Raw genomic sequence first — 18,820 nt, forward strand, 5'->3', positions numbered from 1 at the left:
GCTATTTTCTTTTTCTTCCGCTAAAGTTAAATGTTGATGCTATAGTTTTGAAGGTGAATATATGACACAAGAAAAATTTTCACAAAAATCATTAACGCACGCTGATATTCCACGTGCAACATATCATATTCCGAAAACATCTACCCATTTAATTATGGAAGAAGATGCAGATGCGGCGTATTTCCGCGCTCTCGAACAGCAAAATGTATTTTTAAACGAAAAACAATTAGAGGCCGTACGAACGACAGAAGGCCCTGTTCTTACATTAGCTGGTGCCGGAAGCGGGAAAACATCTGTTTTAACAACTCGCGTCGGTTATTTAGTAAATGTAAAACAAGTTCATCCGAGAAATATTTTATTACTTACATTTACACAAAAAGCGGCTGAAGAAATCCGAAATCGTGTAGCGAATTTACCAGGTATGAATCATGCAGCAAGTAGCTACGTTGTTGCCGGTACGTTCCACTCTGTCTTTTTAAAATTGCTTCGTAGTCAAGGATATAATCAGCAAATTTTAGCAAACGAAAAACATAAACAAATTATGATAAAGAAAATTTTAAAAGAATTGCGTTTAAAAGACGATTATGATGCTGAAACGATGCTCGCGATGATTTCACTTGAGAAAAACAAGTTGAATCGTCCGAAAGATGTAAAAGCAAAAACACCCGTTGAACAAGAATTTAAAGAAGTATACGAGCGTTTTGAAGAAGTGAAACAACGATATAATTATATCGATTTCGATGACATCTTATTAGAAACATATTATATGTTAGAAAATAACGCTCCTTTGCTTACCCAATTACAACAACGTTTCCACTATATTGAAGTAGATGAGTTCCAAGATACATCGTATGCTCAATATGAAATTGTAAAATTGTTAGCTTCGCCAAGAAATAATTTATTTATCGCAGGTGATGACGATCAAGCTATATACGGTTGGCGAGGAGCAAGTCACCAAATTATTTTATCTTTCCCAAAAGAATTTGATAACACTACGATTATCGCCCTTAATACGAATTATCGATCCAATCCTTTTATTGTCGGACTTGGAAATGAAGTTATCAAACTAAATCAAGAACGGTTTGATAAAGAGCTATATTCTGTTCGTGAAGAAGGTGTACAACCTTTTTATGCAAGACCGGCTACGACTCTTGATGAAGCAAATCAAATTTTGCAGCTCATTCAAGAAAAAGTAGATAGTGGTGAACGAAATTATAAAGATTTTTGTTTGCTGTATCGCACACATTCTGTAAGCCGTTCGTTACTTGATCAGCTTACCATTCATAAAATCCCGTTTATTAAGCACGGTGCGAGTCAGTCATTTTATGAACATTCTTTAATTAAGCCTGTATTGGATCATTTACGACTCGTAATTGAACCATTTCGATTAGAATCACTTTCAAACATATTACCAACGATGTATATCGGGCGTGATGATTGTATTTCATTTATTGAACGTGAACAATGGAAATATGGTGAAGGCCGTTTCCCTTCTCTTCTTCATTTCTTATTATTAAATCCGAGCTTAAAACCTTTTCAAGTGAAAAAGGTAAATGAGCGTATCGATTTTATTAAATTTATAAAAGAATTAGAACCGAAAAAAGCATTAAAAGAAATTATTCATGGTAAAGGAAAGTATTTAGAGTACTTACAAAGTAACGATCGTTCTTCCTTTACGATGCACAAAGATATACAAGAAGAAATGTTAGAAGAATTAATGGAGTCGGCAAATCGCTTCACCGACATTCCAGCTTATTTACAATTTATTGATGAAGCCATTCAAGGGCAAAAAGAAATGGAAGCATTAAAAACAATGCCGCAAAAAGATGCTGTTTCACTTATGTCTATTCATAACGCAAAAGGCCTTGAATTTCCATGTGTCTTTTTACTCGGAGCGAGCGATGGTATTCTGCCCCATACTTCTTCTTTAAAAGATGCAAATGATCGTGTTACAGAGACTTCTGAAGCTTTAGAAGAAGAACGCCGACTACTTTATGTCGCAATTACACGTGCGAAAGAAGAATTGTACATTTCCTCTCCGCAATTTTTTAGAGGAAAAAAATTAGATATATCTCGCTTTTTGTATACTGTTCGAAAAGATTTACCTGAAAAGACATCCACGAAATAAGGATGTCTTTTTTTATATTGCAATATGTACATCCCTCCTATATAAATTCCCTCTTTTTATCATAAGAATTAACGTAATATCAGCCATATCCCACTCATATTGTAATAGTGTATGTCAGAACTCACGAGAAGGAGTGAACATAATGAGCTGCAATTGTAACGAAGATCATCAACATGATTTTGATTTCAACTGTGTATCTAATGTCGTTCGTTTTATACATGAACTACAAGAATGTGCAACAACAACATGCGGATCTGGTTGTGAAGTCCCCTTTCTAGGAGCACATAATAGCGCATCAGTAGCAAATACACGTCCTTTTATTTTATACACAAAAGCCGGAACACCATTTGAAGCATTCGCGCCATCTGCAAGCCTTTCTAGCTGCCAATCTCCAATTTTCCGTGTCGAGAGTATAGATGATGATGATTGCGCTGTATTGCGTGTATTAACTGTAGTATTAGGTGATACTTCTCCTGTACCACCTGGTGACGATCCAATCTGTACGTTCTTGGCTGTACCAAATGCAAGATTAATATCGACCAACACTTGTCTTACTGTTGATTTAAGTTGCTTCTGTGCTATTCAATGCTTACGTGATGTTACGATTTAAAACTAAATAATGAGTTAAGCATGGATTGGGTGGCAGAATTATCTGCCACCCAATCCATGCTTAACGAGTATTATTATGTAAATTTCTTAAAATTGGGAACTTGTCTAGAACATAGAACCTGTCCTTTTCATTAACTGAAAGTAGAAACAGATAAAGGAGTGAAAAACATGTTCTCTTCTGATTGCGAATTTACAAAAATCGATTGTGAGGCGAAACCAGCTAGTACACTACCTGCCTTCGGTTTTGCTTTCAACGCGTCTGCACCTCAGTTCGCTTCATTATTTACACCACTACTATTACCTAGCGTAAGTCCAAACCCAAATATTCCTGTTCCTGTAATAAATGATACAGTAAGTGTCGGAGATGGCATTCGAATTCTACGAGCTGGTATTTATCAAATCAGTTATACATTAACAATTAGTCTTGATAATGTACCTACTGCACCAGAAGCTGGTCGTTTCTTCTTATCATTAGGTACACCGGCTAACATTATTCCTGGATCAGGTACAGCGGTTCGTTCTAACGTTATTGGTACTGGTGAAGTAGACGTATCCAGTGGTGTTATTCTTATTAACTTAAACCCTGGTGACTTAATTCAAATTGTACCAGTTGAGTTAATTGGAACTGTAGACATCCGTGCTGCAGCATTAACAGTTTCACAAATTGGTTAGTAAAAAGCGGTATTTCTTCATTGAAATACCGCTTTTTATATGTATAATAAAAAACACTCACAGTAGCATGAGTGTTTCATTCTTCATAGTGTTTTATTGTATTCTTCTTTTTCCCACAATTGCATCCTTTTTTCTTCACAAATCCTTGTTGTTGCAATTGTTCTTGATATGCCTGTTGTTGTGCATAGTGCTGTTGCTGTATGTTATACCATTGCTGCAGGTCATATGAATTTTGCCTTGGATTATTGCTCACAGCAAACATCTCCTCTACTGTCAATTCTGTCTATTTACTATATGAACAACTCTTTATTTCCGTTCCCTCATTCTTTTAAACTCCGCTTTTTCTCTTAGTATGAAAATATATTATTCTCCCATAAAATATCCTGTAATCGTTTCAATGATTGCTGCTGCTCCTGCAATAGCTAATAACGCAAGTAACGGTTCTGCAACGATAGGGATCCAATTATATAACACTAATAAAAAAGCACTAACCCATACACCTGTACACCAATAACAGCTTAATAATTCGCCAATCCACTTTCTTAATCCTTTACCTTTTACTTTTGTAAAAGTTGATACACTTCCATCCGGCTCTGTAATCTCTAATTCGTCAATAAACGGTCTTCGCAAAAAAGCTGTAATTTTATCATAAACAATTAAACGGGTGAGCCTAAAAGCCGCTAACGCGAAAATAAAAAATAAAAGCCAACTTGTAAACAGCATGATTCCACCTTCCCTTATCTTCTTTCGCCTATTTAAAAAAAAAGGTCTTGAGATTGTGACCAAATCTCCTCGACTCCAATATCTTATTAATGTAAATACAAACAAGAAGATAAGGAGTGACATTAATGAGTTGTAACGAAAATAAACACCATGGCTCTTCTCATTGTGTAGTTGACGTTGTAAAATTCATCAATGAATTACAAGATTGTTCTACAACAACGTGTGGATCTGGTTGTGAAATCCCATTTTTAGGGGCACACAATAGTGCTTCAGTAGCAAATACACGCCCTTTTATTTTATACACAAAAGCTGGAACAGCATTTGAAGCATTTGCACCATCTGCAAGCCTTGTTAGCTGCCAATCTCCAATTTTCCGTGTGGAAAGTGTAGATGATGATAGCTGTGCTGTGCTACGTGTATTAACTGTTGTATTAGGTGACGGTTCTCCTGTACCACCTGGTGATAATCCAATTTGTACGTTTTTAGCTGTACCAAATGCAAGATTAGTATCAACTAACACTTGCCTTACTGTTGATTTAAGCTGTTTCTGTGCTATCCAGTGCTTACGCGACGTTTCTATCTAATAAGTGAAGTAAACTAAAAAACTATTGGGGTGGTAGAAGATTTCTACCACCTTTACATATTTAAAAGCCAGCCATACTAATTGATTGTATATCATCTATAGACAACTTAATATCTCGCATGCTATTTGGTGGCATAATCGCTACAATTCCATTACGATACGATATGATTGATCCAACATATGAAACTGTAGCTGTTTTTATTCTGCACCTTACTTTCGGAATATAATGAGGGCGATTTAATAAAAAATGAATTCTCTCTTCGTTATTCATATCCTTAAATGATTTATTATATGGAACAGTTCTCACTGGCTCTTGCTGTTCTTGTACTTGTTCCTCTTCTTCTATTTTCCCTTCCACTTGCTGCTCCTCTTGTTGTTCCTGTTCTTGTTCTATGACCTCTTCCACAGCACTACTTACAACATTTTCGTTTCTATTACTTTCCTCTTTTCGATCCTCATTTTCAAAGTTTGTTAAAATAATTCTTTTTATTTTCGGTGCAGCAAGTTCCAAACTTACTTGCGCAATATATAACAACGGTTTTCCAACTGTTGAACTTTTATTTTTATTCTTCACACTCGTCCCTCCCACTTCCATACGTAGCTGGATAAATCGTGTACTACTATAGTTATATTCATCACATGGTAAGAACTTTCGTTAAAAATCGTTCTTTCCAAGAACAAATAAAAAGGACAATCTCAACATGTAGAGATTGTCCTTTAACATTTAATATTATAATTATCCTAGGATATGATACCCTGAATCAACGTGAATGTTTTCTCCTGTTACGCCGCGTGCTAAATCACTGAATAAGAATACTGCCGTATCCCCAACTTCTTCTGGAGTTGTTGTACGACGAAGTGGTGCGCGCTCCTCAATTTCTCTTAAGATTGAGTTAAAGTCGCCTACACCTTTTGCAGATAACGTACGAATTGGACCTGCAGAAATAGCGTTAACGCGAATGCCATGTTGACCTAAATCGTTCGCTAAATATTTCACGCTCGCTTCTAATGAAGCTTTCGCAACACCCATAACGTTATAGTTTTTCACAACGCGCTCGCCGCCAAGATATGTTAACGTTAAAATATTTCCGCCTTCTGTCATTACTTTCTTCGCTTCTCTTGCTACAGCTGTTAAAGAGAATGCACTAATATTTTGTGCAAGTAAAAATCCGTCGCGAGAAGTATCTACAAATTCACCTTTTAAGTCGTCACGATTTGCAAAAGCAATACAGTGCGCTACACCGTGAATTGTACCAACTTCTTGCTTGATTGTTTCAAAACAAGCTGTAAGTTCTTCATCATTTGTTACATCACAAGGTAATACAAGTGATTCTTGTCCTTCTAATGTATCCGCTAATTCACGAACGTTTCTCTCTAAACGTTCTCCTGCATATGTGAAGATTAATTTTGCACCTGCATTATGCAAAGAGCGAGCAATTCCCCATGCAATACTTCTTTGGTTCGCAACGCCCATAACAACAAATGTTTTCCCTTGTAATAGTTCCATGATATATCCTCCCAGAAATACTTATACTTGTTATTAGTACCTGATACTATAATTATAGTAACATAAAACCTCTTAAAGGCAAACAAAAAAGTCATTAACTTAAAATGTTAATGACTTTTTGTTTCTATAAAAAAACGCTCTAATCCTTCTTCCCAAGAAGGCATTTGTAAAAAACCATTTAATCGTAGCATGTTATGTTGGAAAATAGAATATTTTGGTCTCGCTGCCGCCGCTCCAAATTCTTCAGTTGACACCGGTAATACATCCACTTTCATATTTGCATACGAAAATATTTTCTTTGCAAATTCAAACCAAGAACATGATCCTCTATTCGATACGTGATACGTACCGTATACAGAAGTATGAATGAGCTTATTAATCATTACATTTAAATCCGCCACATACGTAGGAGAACCGATTTGATCCGCTACAACAGATACTTCTTCTCTTTCTTTCCCTAATCGCATCATCGTTTTCACAAAATTATTTCCATACTTACCATATAACCACGATGTACGAACGATAAAGTATTTATTATGTAACTCTTTGACGAACTGCTCTCCCGCATATTTAGAAGCCCCGTATATATTTATCGGCGCCGGATTATGAAATTCATCGTACCCTTCCGGTCTATCACCTTGAAATACATAATCCGTACTAATATAAACTAACTTCGCTCCCACTAATTGTGAGGCAACTGCTACATTTCGAGCCCCTATTGCATTTATTCTATAAGCAAGATCTCGTTCTTTCTCAGCTTGATCAACCTTCGTATACGCTGCACAATGAATAATGATATGTGGCCTTATTTCTTGTACTACTTGCTGCACTTTGGATATATTTGTTATATCTAGTAACTTTTTATCAAATGGATATATGTCATATTCTTCAGGATTTAACTCTTCTTGTAGTTGCTTTCCCAATTGACCATTTGCTCCTGTTATGATAATCCGTTCTCTCATTTATATGCCCCTTACTTTTTTAATGGTTTCCACCATTCCTCATTCTTCTCATACCATTGCACCGTTTCTTGTAACCCTTGCTCAAACGTATACTTCGGTTCCCAATCAAATTCATTCTTCATTTTCTCTGCATCAATCGCATAACGGCGGTCGTGTCCTAAACGGTCTGTCACATATTCAATATCCTTTTCCGTTTTTCCTAAGAGAGTAATAATTTGTTCCACAACATCTACATTTGTTTTTTCATTATTTCCACCTATATTATATACTTCTCCTATACGTCCCTTATGCAATACAACATCAATCGCACTACAATGATCCGTTACATGTAACCAATCTCTTACATTTAATCCATCACCATATAACGGTAATTTTTTTCCTTCCAGCGCATTCGTAACCATTAACGGAATTAATTTTTCAGGATATTGATACGGCCCGTAGTTATTGGAACAACGCGTTACGATAACTGGTAATTGATATGTTTTATAATAAGATAAAGCTATCATATCGGCGCTCGCTTTGCTTGAAGAATATGGACTATTTGGAGCTAACGGGGTTTCCTCGGTAAATCGCCCTGTTTTTCCTAAAGAGCCATACACCTCATCCGTTGATACTTGCACGAGTTTAATATGCGGATATTTTTTTACTAATTCTAATAAGGTGACTGTCCCAATTATATTTGTATCATAAAAAGGGATCGGATTTTCAATACTACGGTCCACATGTGATTCAGCTGCGAAATTGACAATTACTTGCACATCACGTTCCTGAATAACATGCTCCAGCAGCTCTCCATTTTGAATTTCACCTTTTACAAAATAGTAATTCGGATGATCTTGAATAGACTTTACATTATTTAAGTTTCCACTATATGTTAATGCATCGAAATTAATAATTTTATATGTTTCATAGCTTTGTAACATATAACGCACAAAATTACTTCCAATAAATCCGGCCCCACCTGTTACTAATATATTCATACACAACTCTCCTACTCAAAAACTATCTTCACATTCCTGAAGCGATGGTAATATTCGATCTTTATCAGACAAAATAGGGCTTGTTACCGGCCATGGAATTGCTAAGTCTTTATCATTCCAAAGTACCCCTGAGTCATGATTAGCACTATAATACTCATCTACTTTATACATAACAATCGTATGCGGGACAAGTGTACAAAAACCGTGCGCAAATCCTTTTGGCACTAATAATTGCCGATGATTATCCGCGCTTAAAATATATCCTCTCCATTGTTTAAACGTTGGGGAATCTTTTCGCAAATCGACGATAACGTCATAGATTGCCCCTTGCATAACTTGAATAAGTTTCGTTTGTGCCTTCGGATTTTTTTGAAAGTGTAATCCCCGAATCGTTCCCGCTTCCGCTGAATATGAAACATTATCCTGTACAAATGAATACATAATCCCTAATGTTTCTAGCACCTTCTTATTATAACTTTCAGTAAAAAATCCACGCCCATCTCCAAATAACCTCGGTTCTAACAATTTTGCGTCGGTAAAGTTTGTTTCTATAACTTTCATCTTCTCACCTATTCTCCGTTAAACTGTTTACCAAAGTTTATATCCCGTGCTAACGTATTCGCCCTTTGAAGAGAAGCATGAGTTCCTGCATCAGTCCACCAACCGCTCATTTCATTATAAGTAAGTACCCCTCGTTTTAAATACCAATTATTAATATCTGTAATTTCAAGTTCTCCCCTTGCGGAAGGTTTTAATTCTTTTATATAAGAAAAGACTTTCGGATCATACAAATAAATTCCTGTGACTGCATAGGAACTTTTCGGCTCTTTCGGCTTTTCTTCAATTTCAATTATTTTGTCGTTTTGAATATGCGCTACGCCAAATCTCTCCGGATCATCTACAGATTGCAGCAGTACTTTCGCACCCTCTTTTTGATTTGCAAACTCTTCAACATACGAACGAATATCATCAGAAAAGATATTATCTCCTAATATAACTACCATGCGATCATTCCCAACGAAATCTTCACAAAGCCCTAATGCTTGTGCAATTCCGCCAGCCTTATCTTGCACACGATACGTAAAGGACACGCCAAACTCTTGACCGCTTCCTAAAAAGCTAACAACATCTCCCATATGCTCTTTACCTGTAATAATCATAATATCTGTAATCTCGCATTGTTTTAGCTTATATACCGCATGATAAATCATTGGATAACGTCCAACAGGAAGCAAATGTTTATTCGTTACTTTCGTTATGGGATATAATCTCGACCCAGTTCCACCTGCTAAAATAATTCCTTTCACCCTGCATCTCTCCCTTATGATGGAGATAATATATCTTTGTAATGTTCTACAAACACTTTCCGATCCTTCTCATATGTATCCGCATCAAACTCATCCCCGTTGTAGTGAATACACCATAAATTTGCTTGATTAGGGATACCAATTAAATAACCAGCCCTTTGAAATTCTAAAGACTGCGACACATCATAAAAGTGGAACCCTTGAAACAAATCTTCTCGCCACGGAATATCATATTGCGTTGCCATGAATAAGCCATCAATTGCCTGCACCGACATAAAAGATTGTCTTCCATAAAATTCCTGATCCAAATTTAATAATTGATAATTCCGTCTTCTATACTCAATCACTTTCCCTACTAAATTTTTCCCTTCCCACCATATCCCGTTACTCGGTAAAAATTGTGCTCCAGCTACTCCAATTAAGCCGAGCTTTTCATTATCTTTAAAAAGGGAAATAAGTGTATAAAACATCTCTCGATTAATAAGATAAGTGTCCTGATGTATATAAACCTTATACTTCGCTGGATATGAAAGTGCTCGGTTATATGCACTCGCCATACTCTTCGCATCTCGTATCGGAAAAATTTGTACGACATAATCAGGGGGAACAAAAAGATTTCTTATTTGTCTCTCGCATTGTTCAAATAGCTCTTCATTATTTACACAAACAACAACTAATATTGTACGATCCTTCATTTTGTAGCCCCTCTATTCGTCTTGATTTACATCTGACATATAGTTCTCCACAAATATCTTTCTATACTTGTCATAATTGGTCATATTCACATCAATGTGATAGTGAATGCACCACGCATCACGCTGTACAGGAACCCCAACTGTATAGCCAGCTTTTCTAAATTCAAATGACTGAGATACATCATAATAGTCAAATCCATCAAACAAGTCTTCTCGCCACGGAATATCATACTGCGTGGCCATCAATAAACCATCAATACATTCCACCGGCATAAATGTTTTTGAATCATGGTACGGCTGTTCTTGAGTTGCCATATAAAATAAATCGTTCATATAACCAATTACTTTCCCAACAACCCCCTTGCCTTCATTCCATATCCCGTTTGGAGGAACATATTGGGCTCCAATCATTCCAATCATTCCAAGATGTTCATGTTCGTTAAATAATTGAAGTAATCCGTATAAAAATGCCACATTCATAATGAAAACATCTTGGTGTATATATACTTTATATTTCGCTGGATGCGAAATCGCTTGATTATATCCGCTCGTCATACTTTTCGCATTCCGAATTGGCATAAATTGTACAGTATACCCTGGAGGCACCGCTAAGCTCAATATATGTCGTACGCACTGTGCATACATTTTCCGATCATTCATACATGTAACAAATAATATTGTTTTTTCAGCAGCACTCATAACTGTGATTTTTCTGCTTCAATAATATACTGAAATACGACCGTCTCAGCCATGAAGCCACTTCCAAGACGATATTTCTTACAAATTCCATATAATTCCTCAATAAGTGGTTCGTACAATTTATGATCAATATATACACGATCTACTTTACTAATCGAATAGCCTGCTTTTAAAAACATTCGGAGCATTTCATTAAATGTAAAGAAACGAATATGTGTTTTATCTAATAAGCCATATTCTGTATACGTCCAATTTCCAGCAAGTAACGGCGCTAATACTGAAATGTGAGCAACGTTTGGTATACTTGCTAAAATCACACCATTTTCTTTTATATATGGCTTTACTTTTTCTATTACGGCCCAAGGATCAAATAAATGCTCTAATACGTCACCAAATATAACGCAATCAAATTGCTCCTCCTCGTACGGCATATCCATTGTTTCTATATCGCCTAAAACGACATGATCTAGTTTTTCTTTTGCTTGTTCTGCCGCCTCTGGGAATGCCTCAATTCCAGATACACGTGTGCCATTTTCTTTTATGGCAGCTCCCAATGCACCACTCGAGCAACCGATATCAAGAACTTCTTTCCATTCCTTTTTTATATGCTTTAATACATTCGGATTCACTGCATTATAATAATGCCCAGACTTTTCTTCGTATAAAGAATTTTTTGGGGAATTCATTTTACACACTCCTTATGCAAATTGAATTTGAAATATAAATCTCATTTAAAGTCTATAAATGTAACCTGTACTAGTTACATTGCCGATACTTTACTATATAGCCAATCTATTAGAGTTAGAATCGCGATGAGCCATTTCTAAAAAAAGCTGCCTATAACGATTTATATTGTTTATCAAAAACACTCCGAAAATATTTGCGGTTATATTCGATTGCAGCATTATTTGGAACATAAGCAGCCGCTAATTCGTTGTAATAATAAGCTTTGTCTTGATCTCCTAACTTGCTATAACAAATACACATTTGTAAATAGGGAAGCCATGTGTAGCTCGCTGGACTATGAAACGGACTCTCCGTCGCCATTGGTACTTCCGTTGCAAGTTTAAACCAAAATATCGCTTCGTTATATTTTTGTTGTTCCATATATATATATCCTATTCTTGTACAATTCTCCCCTCTAGGAACATCATATCGAAACGACTTCACGCAAGATTCAATTGCCTTTTCCCATGATCCAAGCTTTGCATAGCAATCTCCTAACTTACCACATGCATAAATTTTCTCTTCATACCATCCTTCATCTTGATTAAGAAATGTTTCATATAGCATAACTGCATCATCATATTTTTGGTTATCCATAGATTCATTAGCGTAATAAAATAAATCTCTCGGACTCAATTCTTCTCCTGCAGCTACAGCATTTTGAAAAATTTTCAAATTACGATTTGTTACCTTTTTTTCTTTTTTATGTGTAATAGCAACATTACTACTAAAAGTTTCACCAGAAATAGCTAAATACTCATGAACCTTTCCAAACCATTGAAATTGTTTTTCACGCTTTACAAGTCGATTTCTTTTTGTACAATATAAAGGTTTCCCGCTAGAATCCAATGCAAGATGATAAGGCATCGAAACAGCATCAATTTTAGGATCTAATTCTCTTTTTAAAAGTTTCAATGCTTCTTGAGCATCTTCTAATAATACGTCATCTGCATCTAGCCACAATATATACTCTTGCGTTGCTTTTGAAAAAGAAAAATTTCTTGCTGCTGCAAAATCATTAATCCATGGAAAGTCATATATGTTAGAGGTATATTGAGCTACAATTTCTTTCGTTCGATCAATGGAACCTGTATCAACTATAATAATTTCATCAACAATTTTTTCGACTGCATCTAAACATCGACCTATTGTATCTTCCTCATCTCGAACAATCATACATAAACTAATTGTAATTCCTTGCTTGTTCAACATAATCACCCTCTTCCAAATCAATCATATGTTATACATACAATAAACTTTCCACTTTTTTAACTTGCACAAGCAGTTTAAGATTTCTTTTCAATAATTCAAATGTCCGTGTCATTTTCTTTCGGTTTTGCATCTACTATATAATGAACGCTTTATGGAGGTGAATTTATGTCAAATAATAATTATTCAGATGGATTGAATCCCGATGAATCTTTATCAGCTAGTGCATTTGACCCTAATCTTGTAGGACCAACATTACCACCAATACCACCGTTTACCCTTCCGACTGGGCCAACTGGACCGACTGGACCAACTGGGCCGACTGGGCCAACTGTACCAACTGGGCCAACTGGGCCAACTGGGCCAACTGGACCGACTGGACCGACTGGGCCAACTGGTACAACTGGTACAACTGGACCAACTGGTGACACTGGTGCTACTGGACCGACTGGGCCAACTGGTACAACTGGTACGACTGGACCAACTGGGCCAACTGGTACAACTGGTACAACTGGTACGACTGGGCCAACTGGTGACACTGGTGCTACTGGATCGACTGGGCCAACTGGTGACACTGGTGCTACTGGACCGACTGGGGCTACCGGACCGACTGGGCCAACTGGACCGACTGGACCATCAGGGCTAGGACTTCCAGCAGGATTGTATGCATTTAACTCCGCTGGGATTTCTTTGGATCTTGGACTTAATGCTCCAGTACCATTTAATACTGTCGGATCTCAGTTTGGTACAGCAATTTCTCAATTAGATCCTGATACTTTCGTAATTAGTGAAACTGGATTCTATAAAATTACTGTTATCGTATATACTGCAGCAGTAAGTGTATTAGGTGGCCTTACAATTCAAGTGAATGGATTACCTGTACCAGGTACTGGGGCTACTTTAATCTCAGTTGGAGCACCTATCGTTGTTCAAGCAATTACGCAAATTACGACAACTCCATCATTAGTTGAAGTAATCGTTACAGGGCTTGGGCTATCATTAGCTCTTGGTACAAATGCATCTATTATTATTGAAAAAATCGCTTAATTTTTTTACTTAGCAGTAAAACTGATATCAGTTTTACTGCTTTTTCATTGGTAAATTCAATCATTAAATCCTTCTTTTCTACATAGTCATAATGTTGTATGACATTCTTCAGGAGGCACTTATATGGAAAATAAATCGGCTGTCCAGCTTTATCTTGAGTTATTAAAGAAAACAATTTTATTTGAAATATGGTTAGAATACGAACCATACTTACCTGCTTCGTTACATATATCTAAAGAACTATCATATGAACCAGTTACGGTTCCACTTCCTTTATTTCTTAAGCAGTATGTAGAAAATCACAATTTAAAAATCGTTAATCCTAATGTTTCAAACAATGAGCGTCAAGGTGGCAAGGATTGGCCAAGAGCTGCACACAGTATGGTTGGTCGAAAACGTATGAATCAATTACAAGAAGCGATGGAAACTGTAGTCAGGGAAAATATAGAAGGCGATTTTATTGAAACTGGTGTATGGCGCGGAGGATCATGTATTTTTATGAATGGGTTTTTACAAGCAAACAACATTAAGGATCGTACTGTATGGGTTGCCGATTCGTTTGAAGGTCTGCCCGCACCTAACTTAGAACAATATCCGAAAGATTACGGTGATTATTTACACACATTCGATTACTTACGAGTTTCTTTAGAAACAGTGCAAGAAAACTTTAGAAAATATGATTTATTAAATGATCAGGTGAAGTTTTTAAAGGGGTGGTTTAAAGATACATTGCCTTCAGCACCGGTAGAAAAAATTGCAATTGCTCGCCTTGATGGTGATATGTATGAATCAACGATGGATAGCCTTGTAAATTTATACGATAAAGTTTCAACAGGTGGCTTTATTATTATTGATGATTATGGATTGATAACATGCGCAGAAGCTGTAACAGATTTCAGAAGTGAAAGAAACATAAAAACTCCTATGACTCAAATTGATGATTTCGGTATTTATTGGCGAAAAGAATAGAATACAATTTTATTCTTTTTTGGGGGTTCTATCACACTACTGATTCATAAGAAGCAATCGTGTAAAGTTCCCCTCACTATAAATGTTTAACTTATATATGCAATAAAAATCTCTTACTTTACTACAAGGACGGAGTGAAGGTATGAACGAAAATGAGAAAAAAATCACATTAATTCCCCCCCCAGAACTCGTTCAATATGTAGGTGGTGACTTTGAAGAAGTTGGAAAAGAATTTTTGCAGTATTTTATTGAAATTGGCAATTTAAAATCAAATGAAACAGTGTTAGATGTAGGCTGTGGTATCGGCCGGATGGCGGTTCCATTAATGAACTATTTAAGCGATGATGGTACTTATTATGGATTTGACTTATTTAATAAGGGAATTACATGGTGCAAAAATAACATTTCAACACGCCGTAACAATTTCCATTTTGAACATGTCGATATATATAACCAATTCTACAATCCCGATGGAAAAGAAGATGCTTCCCAATACAAGTTTCCATATGAAGATGAATCATTCGATTTTATTTTTTTAACGTCTGTATTTACCCATCTCCTTCCGAAAGAATTAGAACATTACGTACGCGAGATTGCACGAGTTCTGAAAAAAGATGGGAGATGTTTTATTACTTTCTTTTTAATTAATCCTGAATCTTCTTATTACTTAAATGCAGGACTAAGTCCGTTAGGTTTTTACCATCAAATTGACAATTGTTATGTTCTAAATAAAGATATCCCGAATTTCGCAGTTGCCTATCCTGAGGAAGATATTCGTACTCTATTAAATAAATATGGGCTAGAAATGCAGACTCCTCCTCATTATGGTTCATGGTGTGGCAGAACTGAACACACAAGTTATCAAGATATGATTCTTACACAGAAAATTTCTGAAAGGTAGTTGTATATGGAAAATATAAAAAATGTACCTCTCGTTTCCATCCTTATTCCTACCTATAATCGGCCACATTATTTTAAAATTGCTCTAGAAAGTGCATTAGCACAAACGTATTCAAATATTGAAATTATTGTAGGAGACGATAGCACAAATAATGAAACAGAAAAATTAATATACAGAGATTATTTACATAAGCATAAACATATAACGTACATTCGAAACCCCTCTACTTTAGGACAATTTCATAACGCCCTTATGCTTTTAGAACAATCAAATGGAGAGTACATAAATTTCTTAATGGACGATGATATATTTTATAATAATAAAATTGAAAAAATGATGTTTTATTTCCAAAAAGACTTAGATCAAAATCTCGCACTTATTACATCTTATCGTACTTGGATTAATGATGATGGAGAGATAATTGAACAACATCCCTCCATGAAAAAATTATATGATGAAGATACTTTATTAAACGGGGAAGATTTTGGAAACCATATGCTTATACTGGGACAAAACATTATTGGTGAACCTACGACGGTACTCTTTCGAAAACATCTATTAGCAGAACCTTTCGGCACTTTAAATGGTAGAAAATATGGTTGTAGTGTTGATATGGCCTCTTGGATCAGTTTACTGTCAAAAGGTGATGCGATGTATATAACTGAGCCCTTAAGTTCATTCCGCCTTCATAAGGGACAGCAAGTACATCACAAATTCCTTGAAGGTTGTGAAGATTTTTCACATCTCGTTTTAACCTCCAAAAAATATGGTTTCTTACAAGATAGCACCCATTATAAATCGAGTCTGTTAAAAGCTTGCAAATGGCACGATGATGCCGCGAATTTTTACAAATTATTCCCAAATCTCATTCCAACTTCCGATACACATGCCCGTCTCTCCCATTGTTTAAATATCATTACAAAAGAACTCCGTGCCATATAGTCCATCACACGGCAGGCACTACTCCTTCCGTGTGATGTATGACTTCCCACAAATAGTGGAATAAATGTATGCATAGTCTGCTTGTATATTATTTTTATCATGACATGATCCATATACTTACTAGGCGATAGAAAGGAATACACACATTGAAAGATTCAAATTCTCAATATCAAATAGACTACGTATTGCTATTCATTTTATTTGCCATTGGGATTGTTAGTTGCTTTGCAATTGCAAGTGCACAAGCCTCTTTACCACCATTTTTGCAAAATGTAAATTTTGTATTAAAGCAAATCCAGTGGTACTTCATTGGATTCATTGCCATTGGTATGATTATGATTATCGATTTCGATCGTTATCAAAAAATTGCTTGGTATTTATATAGCTTTGCATTGGTACTACTTATTGGACTAGAATTTCAAGTACCAGGTGCCGTTACAATTAAAGGTGCGACCGCTTGGTACAGGCTCCCAGGCATCGGAAATTTCCAGCCTTCCGAAATTATGAAATTGTTTTTAATTATCGTCATCGGACGAATTATAGCTAATCATAATGAGAAATATTTTTACCGAACAATACACGATGATTTTCTATTACTCGGAAAAATATGCGCAACAAGTTTGCCGCCATTACTACTGATTGCAAAGGAACCTGATTTAGGAAACACAATGGTAATTTCAGCTATGCTTGCAGCAATGATATTAGTTTCTGGTATACGTTGGCGTTTTATTTTCGGGTTAGTTTCCGGTATCTTTGTAGCTGGCTTTACATTAACGTATATTTTTTTCACTCATACAAAATTCTTTAAAGCACACATTTTACAAGAATATCAACTAAATCGCTTCTACGGCTGGTTAGCGCCATACAAATATGATGCGCAAGGCTATCAATTAAGACAAGCTTTCTTAGCTACCGGATCAGGAGAAATGCAAGGAAAAGGTTGGGAAAATGGACAAGTATACTTTCCAGAACCACATACAGATTTTATTTTCACGAATGTCGCTGAGCAATTCGGATTTTTAGGCGCAAGCGTCATTATTGCACTTTTTTTCCTACTTATTTTCCGCATGATTCATATCGCTATAGAAAGTAATGACCCTTTCGGTAGTTACATCTGCGCTGGTACAATCGGAATGTTTACTTTTCAAGTATTTCAAAATATCGGGATGACAATCGGATTACTACCTATTACAGGCATCACACTACCCCTTATGAGCTACGGAGGAAGCTCCTTACTCACATACATGATAGCGATTGGATTTGTTTTAAACGTCCGCTCAAGAACGAAAATCTTTATGTTCAACTGAAGCACAAAAACGGTATATTTTTATCTCTATCCTTTTTTAGATATACTAATGAAAAATATGATGGAGGTTTAAATATGAAATATGACATTATAGGGGATATTCATGGATGCTTCCAAGAGTTTCAAGATTTAACGAAAAAACTCGGATATAACTGGAATAGTGACTTGCCGATTCACCCTGATCAACGCAAACTTGCTTTTGTTGGCGATATCACAGATCGCGGTCCTCATTCATTACGTATGATTGAAATTATATGGGAACTTGTCATAAATAAAAAAGTGGCGTATTACGCTCCTGGAAATCACTGCAATAAGCTATACCGATTTTTCCTTGGACGTAATGTGACAATCGCTCATGGACTCGAAACAACTGTTGCCGAATATGAAGCACTGCCTTCTCATCAACAAAACATGATAAAAGAAAAATTCATCACACTTTACGAGCAATCCCCTTTATATCATGTACTCGATGAAAAAAGGTTAATTGTGTGTCACGCCGGCATTCGGCAAGATTACATAGGAAGACAAGATAAAAAAGTACAAACCTTTGTATTATACGGCGATATTACAGGAGAAAAACATGCTGACGGCTCTCCTGTCCGTCGCGACTGGGCGAAGGAGTATAAAGGAACAACTTGGGTTGTATATGGACATACACCCGTAAAAGAACCTCGCTTTGTAAATCATACAGTCAACATTGACACTGGTGCTGTATTTGGTGGCAAACTAACTGGACTACGTTATCCTGAAATGGAGACTGTTTCCGTTCCTTCCTCCCTGCCTTTTGTCCCTGAGAAATTCCGCCCAATTTCATAACCCATATGTAAGGATTACCGTATCATTTAGGCGTCTCTC

22 protein-coding genes are annotated in these 18,820 nt (G+C 36.2%); 10 read left to right on the plus strand and 12 right to left on the minus strand.

Annotated features, from left to right (window positions below):
* Nucleotides 1-61: 61 nt before the first annotated feature.
* The 3 genes from ACTFRS_RS18080 to exsF all read left to right on the plus strand — a co-directional run bounded on the left by ACTFRS_RS18080 (nucleotide 62) and on the right by exsF (nucleotide 3,409).
* Nucleotides 62-2,128 carry an ATP-dependent helicase gene (locus ACTFRS_RS18080; RefSeq protein WP_000191176.1) on the plus strand — a complete coding sequence of 689 codons (2,067 nt, stop codon included), beginning with the start codon at nucleotides 62-64 and terminating at the stop codon, nucleotides 2,126-2,128.
* Nucleotides 2,129-2,270: 142 nt separating this feature from the next.
* The gene (gene cotY, locus ACTFRS_RS18085; RefSeq protein ID WP_001277715.1) at nucleotides 2,271-2,738 is read left to right on the plus strand and encodes a spore coat protein CotY; all 468 of its coding nucleotides are present in this window, start codon (nucleotides 2,271-2,273) and stop codon (nucleotides 2,736-2,738) included.
* Nucleotides 2,739-2,905: 167 nt separating this feature from the next.
* A complete protein-coding gene (gene exsF, locus ACTFRS_RS18090; RefSeq protein WP_000492932.1) occupies nucleotides 2,906-3,409 on the plus strand; it encodes an exosporium protein ExsF in 504 nt (167 codons plus the stop codon).
* A gap of 76 nt (nucleotides 3,410-3,485) precedes the next feature.
* Here exsF and ACTFRS_RS18095 read toward each other — a convergent pair whose 3' ends face one another.
* Together ACTFRS_RS18095 and ACTFRS_RS18100 are read right to left on the minus strand one after the other, a co-directional pair.
* Nucleotides 3,486-3,671, minus strand: coding sequence for a hypothetical protein (locus ACTFRS_RS18095; RefSeq protein WP_002194706.1), 186 nt, complete (start codon nucleotides 3,669-3,671; stop codon nucleotides 3,486-3,488).
* A gap of 101 nt (nucleotides 3,672-3,772) precedes the next feature.
* Complete coding sequence (locus tag ACTFRS_RS18100; protein WP_000899662.1) at nucleotides 3,773-4,132, minus strand: DUF1360 domain-containing protein; 360 nt, start codon at nucleotides 4,130-4,132, stop codon at nucleotides 3,773-3,775.
* Between the two features lie 125 nt (nucleotides 4,133-4,257).
* Here ACTFRS_RS18100 and exsY point away from each other — a divergent pair, with 125 nt between their 5' ends.
* A complete protein-coding gene (gene exsY / locus ACTFRS_RS18105; protein WP_001277726.1) occupies nucleotides 4,258-4,716 on the plus strand; it encodes an exosporium assembly protein ExsY in 459 nt (152 codons plus the stop codon).
* Between the two features lie 60 nt (nucleotides 4,717-4,776).
* On the opposite strand, the gene ACTFRS_RS18110 is transcribed toward exsY, so the two are convergent.
* The 10 genes from ACTFRS_RS18110 to ACTFRS_RS18155 all read right to left on the minus strand — a co-directional run bounded on the left by ACTFRS_RS18110 (nucleotide 4,777) and on the right by ACTFRS_RS18155 (nucleotide 12,803).
* Nucleotides 4,777-5,310 carry a spore coat CotO family protein gene (locus ACTFRS_RS18110; protein WP_074614861.1) on the minus strand — a complete coding sequence of 178 codons (534 nt, stop codon included), beginning with the start codon at nucleotides 5,308-5,310 and terminating at the stop codon, nucleotides 4,777-4,779.
* Nucleotides 5,311-5,451: 141 nt separating this feature from the next.
* On the minus strand, nucleotides 5,452-6,222 hold the full coding sequence (gene fabI / locus ACTFRS_RS18115; protein WP_000421885.1) for an enoyl-ACP reductase FabI: 771 nt from the start codon (nucleotides 6,220-6,222) through the stop codon (nucleotides 5,452-5,454).
* Nucleotides 6,223-6,329: 107 nt separating this feature from the next.
* The gene (rfbD, locus tag ACTFRS_RS18120; protein ID WP_016716883.1) at nucleotides 6,330-7,184 is read right to left on the minus strand and encodes a dTDP-4-dehydrorhamnose reductase; all 855 of its coding nucleotides are present in this window, start codon (nucleotides 7,182-7,184) and stop codon (nucleotides 6,330-6,332) included.
* A gap of 11 nt (nucleotides 7,185-7,195) precedes the next feature.
* Nucleotides 7,196-8,164 carry a dTDP-glucose 4,6-dehydratase gene (rfbB, locus tag ACTFRS_RS18125; protein ID WP_139869772.1) on the minus strand — a complete coding sequence of 323 codons (969 nt, stop codon included), beginning with the start codon at nucleotides 8,162-8,164 and terminating at the stop codon, nucleotides 7,196-7,198.
* Between the two features lie 15 nt (nucleotides 8,165-8,179).
* Nucleotides 8,180-8,725 (minus strand): dTDP-4-dehydrorhamnose 3,5-epimerase, encoded by a 546-nt coding sequence (gene rfbC / locus ACTFRS_RS18130; protein ID WP_139869773.1) that lies wholly within the window; start codon nucleotides 8,723-8,725, stop codon nucleotides 8,180-8,182.
* Between the two features lie 8 nt (nucleotides 8,726-8,733).
* On the minus strand, nucleotides 8,734-9,471 hold the full coding sequence (locus tag ACTFRS_RS18135) for a sugar phosphate nucleotidyltransferase (RefSeq protein ID WP_139869774.1): 738 nt from the start codon (nucleotides 9,469-9,471) through the stop codon (nucleotides 8,734-8,736).
* A 14-nt stretch (nucleotides 9,472-9,485) separates the two neighbouring features.
* Nucleotides 9,486-10,166: a glycosyltransferase family protein gene (locus tag ACTFRS_RS18140; RefSeq protein ID WP_139869775.1), complete on the minus strand. Its 681-nt coding sequence runs from the start codon at nucleotides 10,164-10,166 to the stop codon at nucleotides 9,486-9,488.
* Between the two features lie 12 nt (nucleotides 10,167-10,178).
* A complete protein-coding gene (locus tag ACTFRS_RS18145; RefSeq protein ID WP_139869776.1) occupies nucleotides 10,179-10,865 on the minus strand; it encodes a glycosyltransferase family protein in 687 nt (228 codons plus the stop codon).
* A complete protein-coding gene (locus ACTFRS_RS18150) occupies nucleotides 10,862-11,551 on the minus strand; it encodes a class I SAM-dependent methyltransferase (RefSeq protein ID WP_242269969.1) in 690 nt (229 codons plus the stop codon). Before ACTFRS_RS18150 ends, ACTFRS_RS18145 begins: the two co-directional genes overlap by 4 nt.
* 151 nt (nucleotides 11,552-11,702) lie before the next feature.
* Nucleotides 11,703-12,803, minus strand: a complete 1,101-nt coding sequence (locus tag ACTFRS_RS18155) for a glycosyltransferase (protein ID WP_000932900.1) — start codon at nucleotides 12,801-12,803, stop codon at nucleotides 11,703-11,705.
* A 165-nt stretch (nucleotides 12,804-12,968) separates the two neighbouring features.
* Here ACTFRS_RS18155 and ACTFRS_RS18160 point away from each other — a divergent pair, with 165 nt between their 5' ends.
* From ACTFRS_RS18160 to prpE, 6 genes are all read left to right on the plus strand, one after another.
* Nucleotides 12,969-13,847, plus strand: coding sequence for a BclA C-terminal domain-containing protein (locus ACTFRS_RS18160; RefSeq protein ID WP_440023492.1), 879 nt, complete (start codon nucleotides 12,969-12,971; stop codon nucleotides 13,845-13,847).
* A 123-nt stretch (nucleotides 13,848-13,970) separates the two neighbouring features.
* Nucleotides 13,971-14,816 (plus strand): TylF/MycF family methyltransferase, encoded by an 846-nt coding sequence (locus ACTFRS_RS18165; protein WP_000428859.1) that lies wholly within the window; start codon nucleotides 13,971-13,973, stop codon nucleotides 14,814-14,816.
* Between the two features lie 142 nt (nucleotides 14,817-14,958).
* Nucleotides 14,959-15,717, plus strand: a complete 759-nt coding sequence (locus ACTFRS_RS18170) for a class I SAM-dependent methyltransferase (RefSeq protein WP_139868663.1) — start codon at nucleotides 14,959-14,961, stop codon at nucleotides 15,715-15,717.
* Nucleotides 15,718-15,723: 6 nt separating this feature from the next.
* A complete protein-coding gene (locus ACTFRS_RS18175) occupies nucleotides 15,724-16,659 on the plus strand; it encodes a glycosyltransferase family 2 protein (RefSeq protein ID WP_439195278.1) in 936 nt (311 codons plus the stop codon).
* Nucleotides 16,660-16,805: 146 nt separating this feature from the next.
* A complete protein-coding gene (locus ACTFRS_RS18180) occupies nucleotides 16,806-17,966 on the plus strand; it encodes an FtsW/RodA/SpoVE family cell cycle protein (protein WP_139868667.1) in 1,161 nt (386 codons plus the stop codon).
* A gap of 74 nt (nucleotides 17,967-18,040) precedes the next feature.
* Nucleotides 18,041-18,781, plus strand: a complete 741-nt coding sequence (gene prpE / locus ACTFRS_RS18185) for a bis(5'-nucleosyl)-tetraphosphatase PrpE (protein WP_139868669.1) — start codon at nucleotides 18,041-18,043, stop codon at nucleotides 18,779-18,781.
* The last annotated feature ends 39 nt before the right edge of the window (nucleotides 18,782-18,820 follow it).

The organism is Bacillus cereus group sp. MYBK139-1, assembly GCF_051916915.1.
GTDB classification, from domain to species: Bacteria; Bacillota; Bacilli; order Bacillales; family Bacillaceae_G; genus Bacillus_A; species Bacillus_A pacificus.

Bases quoted from the DNA above. Each gene is read 5' to 3' on its own strand.
- rfbC (WP_139869773.1), bottom strand. From the start codon at position 8,725: ATGAAAGTTATAGAAACAAACTTTACCGACGCAAAATTGTTAGAACCG.
- ACTFRS_RS18095 (WP_002194706.1), bottom strand. From the start codon at position 3,671: ATGTTTGCTGTGAGCAATAATCCAAGGCAAAATTCATATGACCTGCAG.
- exsY (WP_001277726.1), top strand. From the start codon at position 4,258: ATGAGTTGTAACGAAAATAAACACCATGGCTCTTCTCATTGTGTAGTT.
- rfbD (WP_016716883.1), bottom strand. From the start codon at position 7,184: ATGAGAGAACGGATTATCATAACAGGAGCAAATGGTCAATTGGGAAAG.
- ACTFRS_RS18160 (WP_440023492.1), top strand. From the start codon at position 12,969: ATGTCAAATAATAATTATTCAGATGGATTGAATCCCGATGAATCTTTA.
- rfbB (WP_139869772.1), bottom strand. From the start codon at position 8,164: ATGAATATATTAGTAACAGGTGGGGCCGGATTTATTGGAAGTAATTTT.
- ACTFRS_RS18110 (WP_074614861.1), bottom strand. From the start codon at position 5,310: ATGGAAGTGGGAGGGACGAGTGTGAAGAATAAAAATAAAAGTTCAACA.
- exsF (WP_000492932.1), top strand. From the start codon at position 2,906: ATGTTCTCTTCTGATTGCGAATTTACAAAAATCGATTGTGAGGCGAAA.
- ACTFRS_RS18100 (WP_000899662.1), bottom strand. From the start codon at position 4,132: ATGCTGTTTACAAGTTGGCTTTTATTTTTTATTTTCGCGTTAGCGGCT.
- prpE (WP_139868669.1), top strand. From the start codon at position 18,041: ATGAAATATGACATTATAGGGGATATTCATGGATGCTTCCAAGAGTTT.
- ACTFRS_RS18080 (WP_000191176.1), top strand. From the start codon at position 62: ATGACACAAGAAAAATTTTCACAAAAATCATTAACGCACGCTGATATT.
- ACTFRS_RS18145 (WP_139869776.1), bottom strand. From the start codon at position 10,865: ATGAGTGCTGCTGAAAAAACAATATTATTTGTTACATGTATGAATGAT.
- ACTFRS_RS18170 (WP_139868663.1), top strand. From the start codon at position 14,959: ATGAACGAAAATGAGAAAAAAATCACATTAATTCCCCCCCCAGAACTC.
- cotY (WP_001277715.1), top strand. From the start codon at position 2,271: ATGAGCTGCAATTGTAACGAAGATCATCAACATGATTTTGATTTCAAC.
- ACTFRS_RS18175 (WP_439195278.1), top strand. From the start codon at position 15,724: ATGGAAAATATAAAAAATGTACCTCTCGTTTCCATCCTTATTCCTACC.
- ACTFRS_RS18140 (WP_139869775.1), bottom strand. From the start codon at position 10,166: ATGAAGGATCGTACAATATTAGTTGTTGTTTGTGTAAATAATGAAGAG.
- ACTFRS_RS18150 (WP_242269969.1), bottom strand. From the start codon at position 11,551: ATGAATTCCCCAAAAAATTCTTTATACGAAGAAAAGTCTGGGCATTAT.
- fabI (WP_000421885.1), bottom strand. From the start codon at position 6,222: ATGGAACTATTACAAGGGAAAACATTTGTTGTTATGGGCGTTGCGAAC.
- ACTFRS_RS18165 (WP_000428859.1), top strand. From the start codon at position 13,971: ATGGAAAATAAATCGGCTGTCCAGCTTTATCTTGAGTTATTAAAGAAA.
- ACTFRS_RS18155 (WP_000932900.1), bottom strand. From the start codon at position 12,803: ATGTTGAACAAGCAAGGAATTACAATTAGTTTATGTATGATTGTTCGA.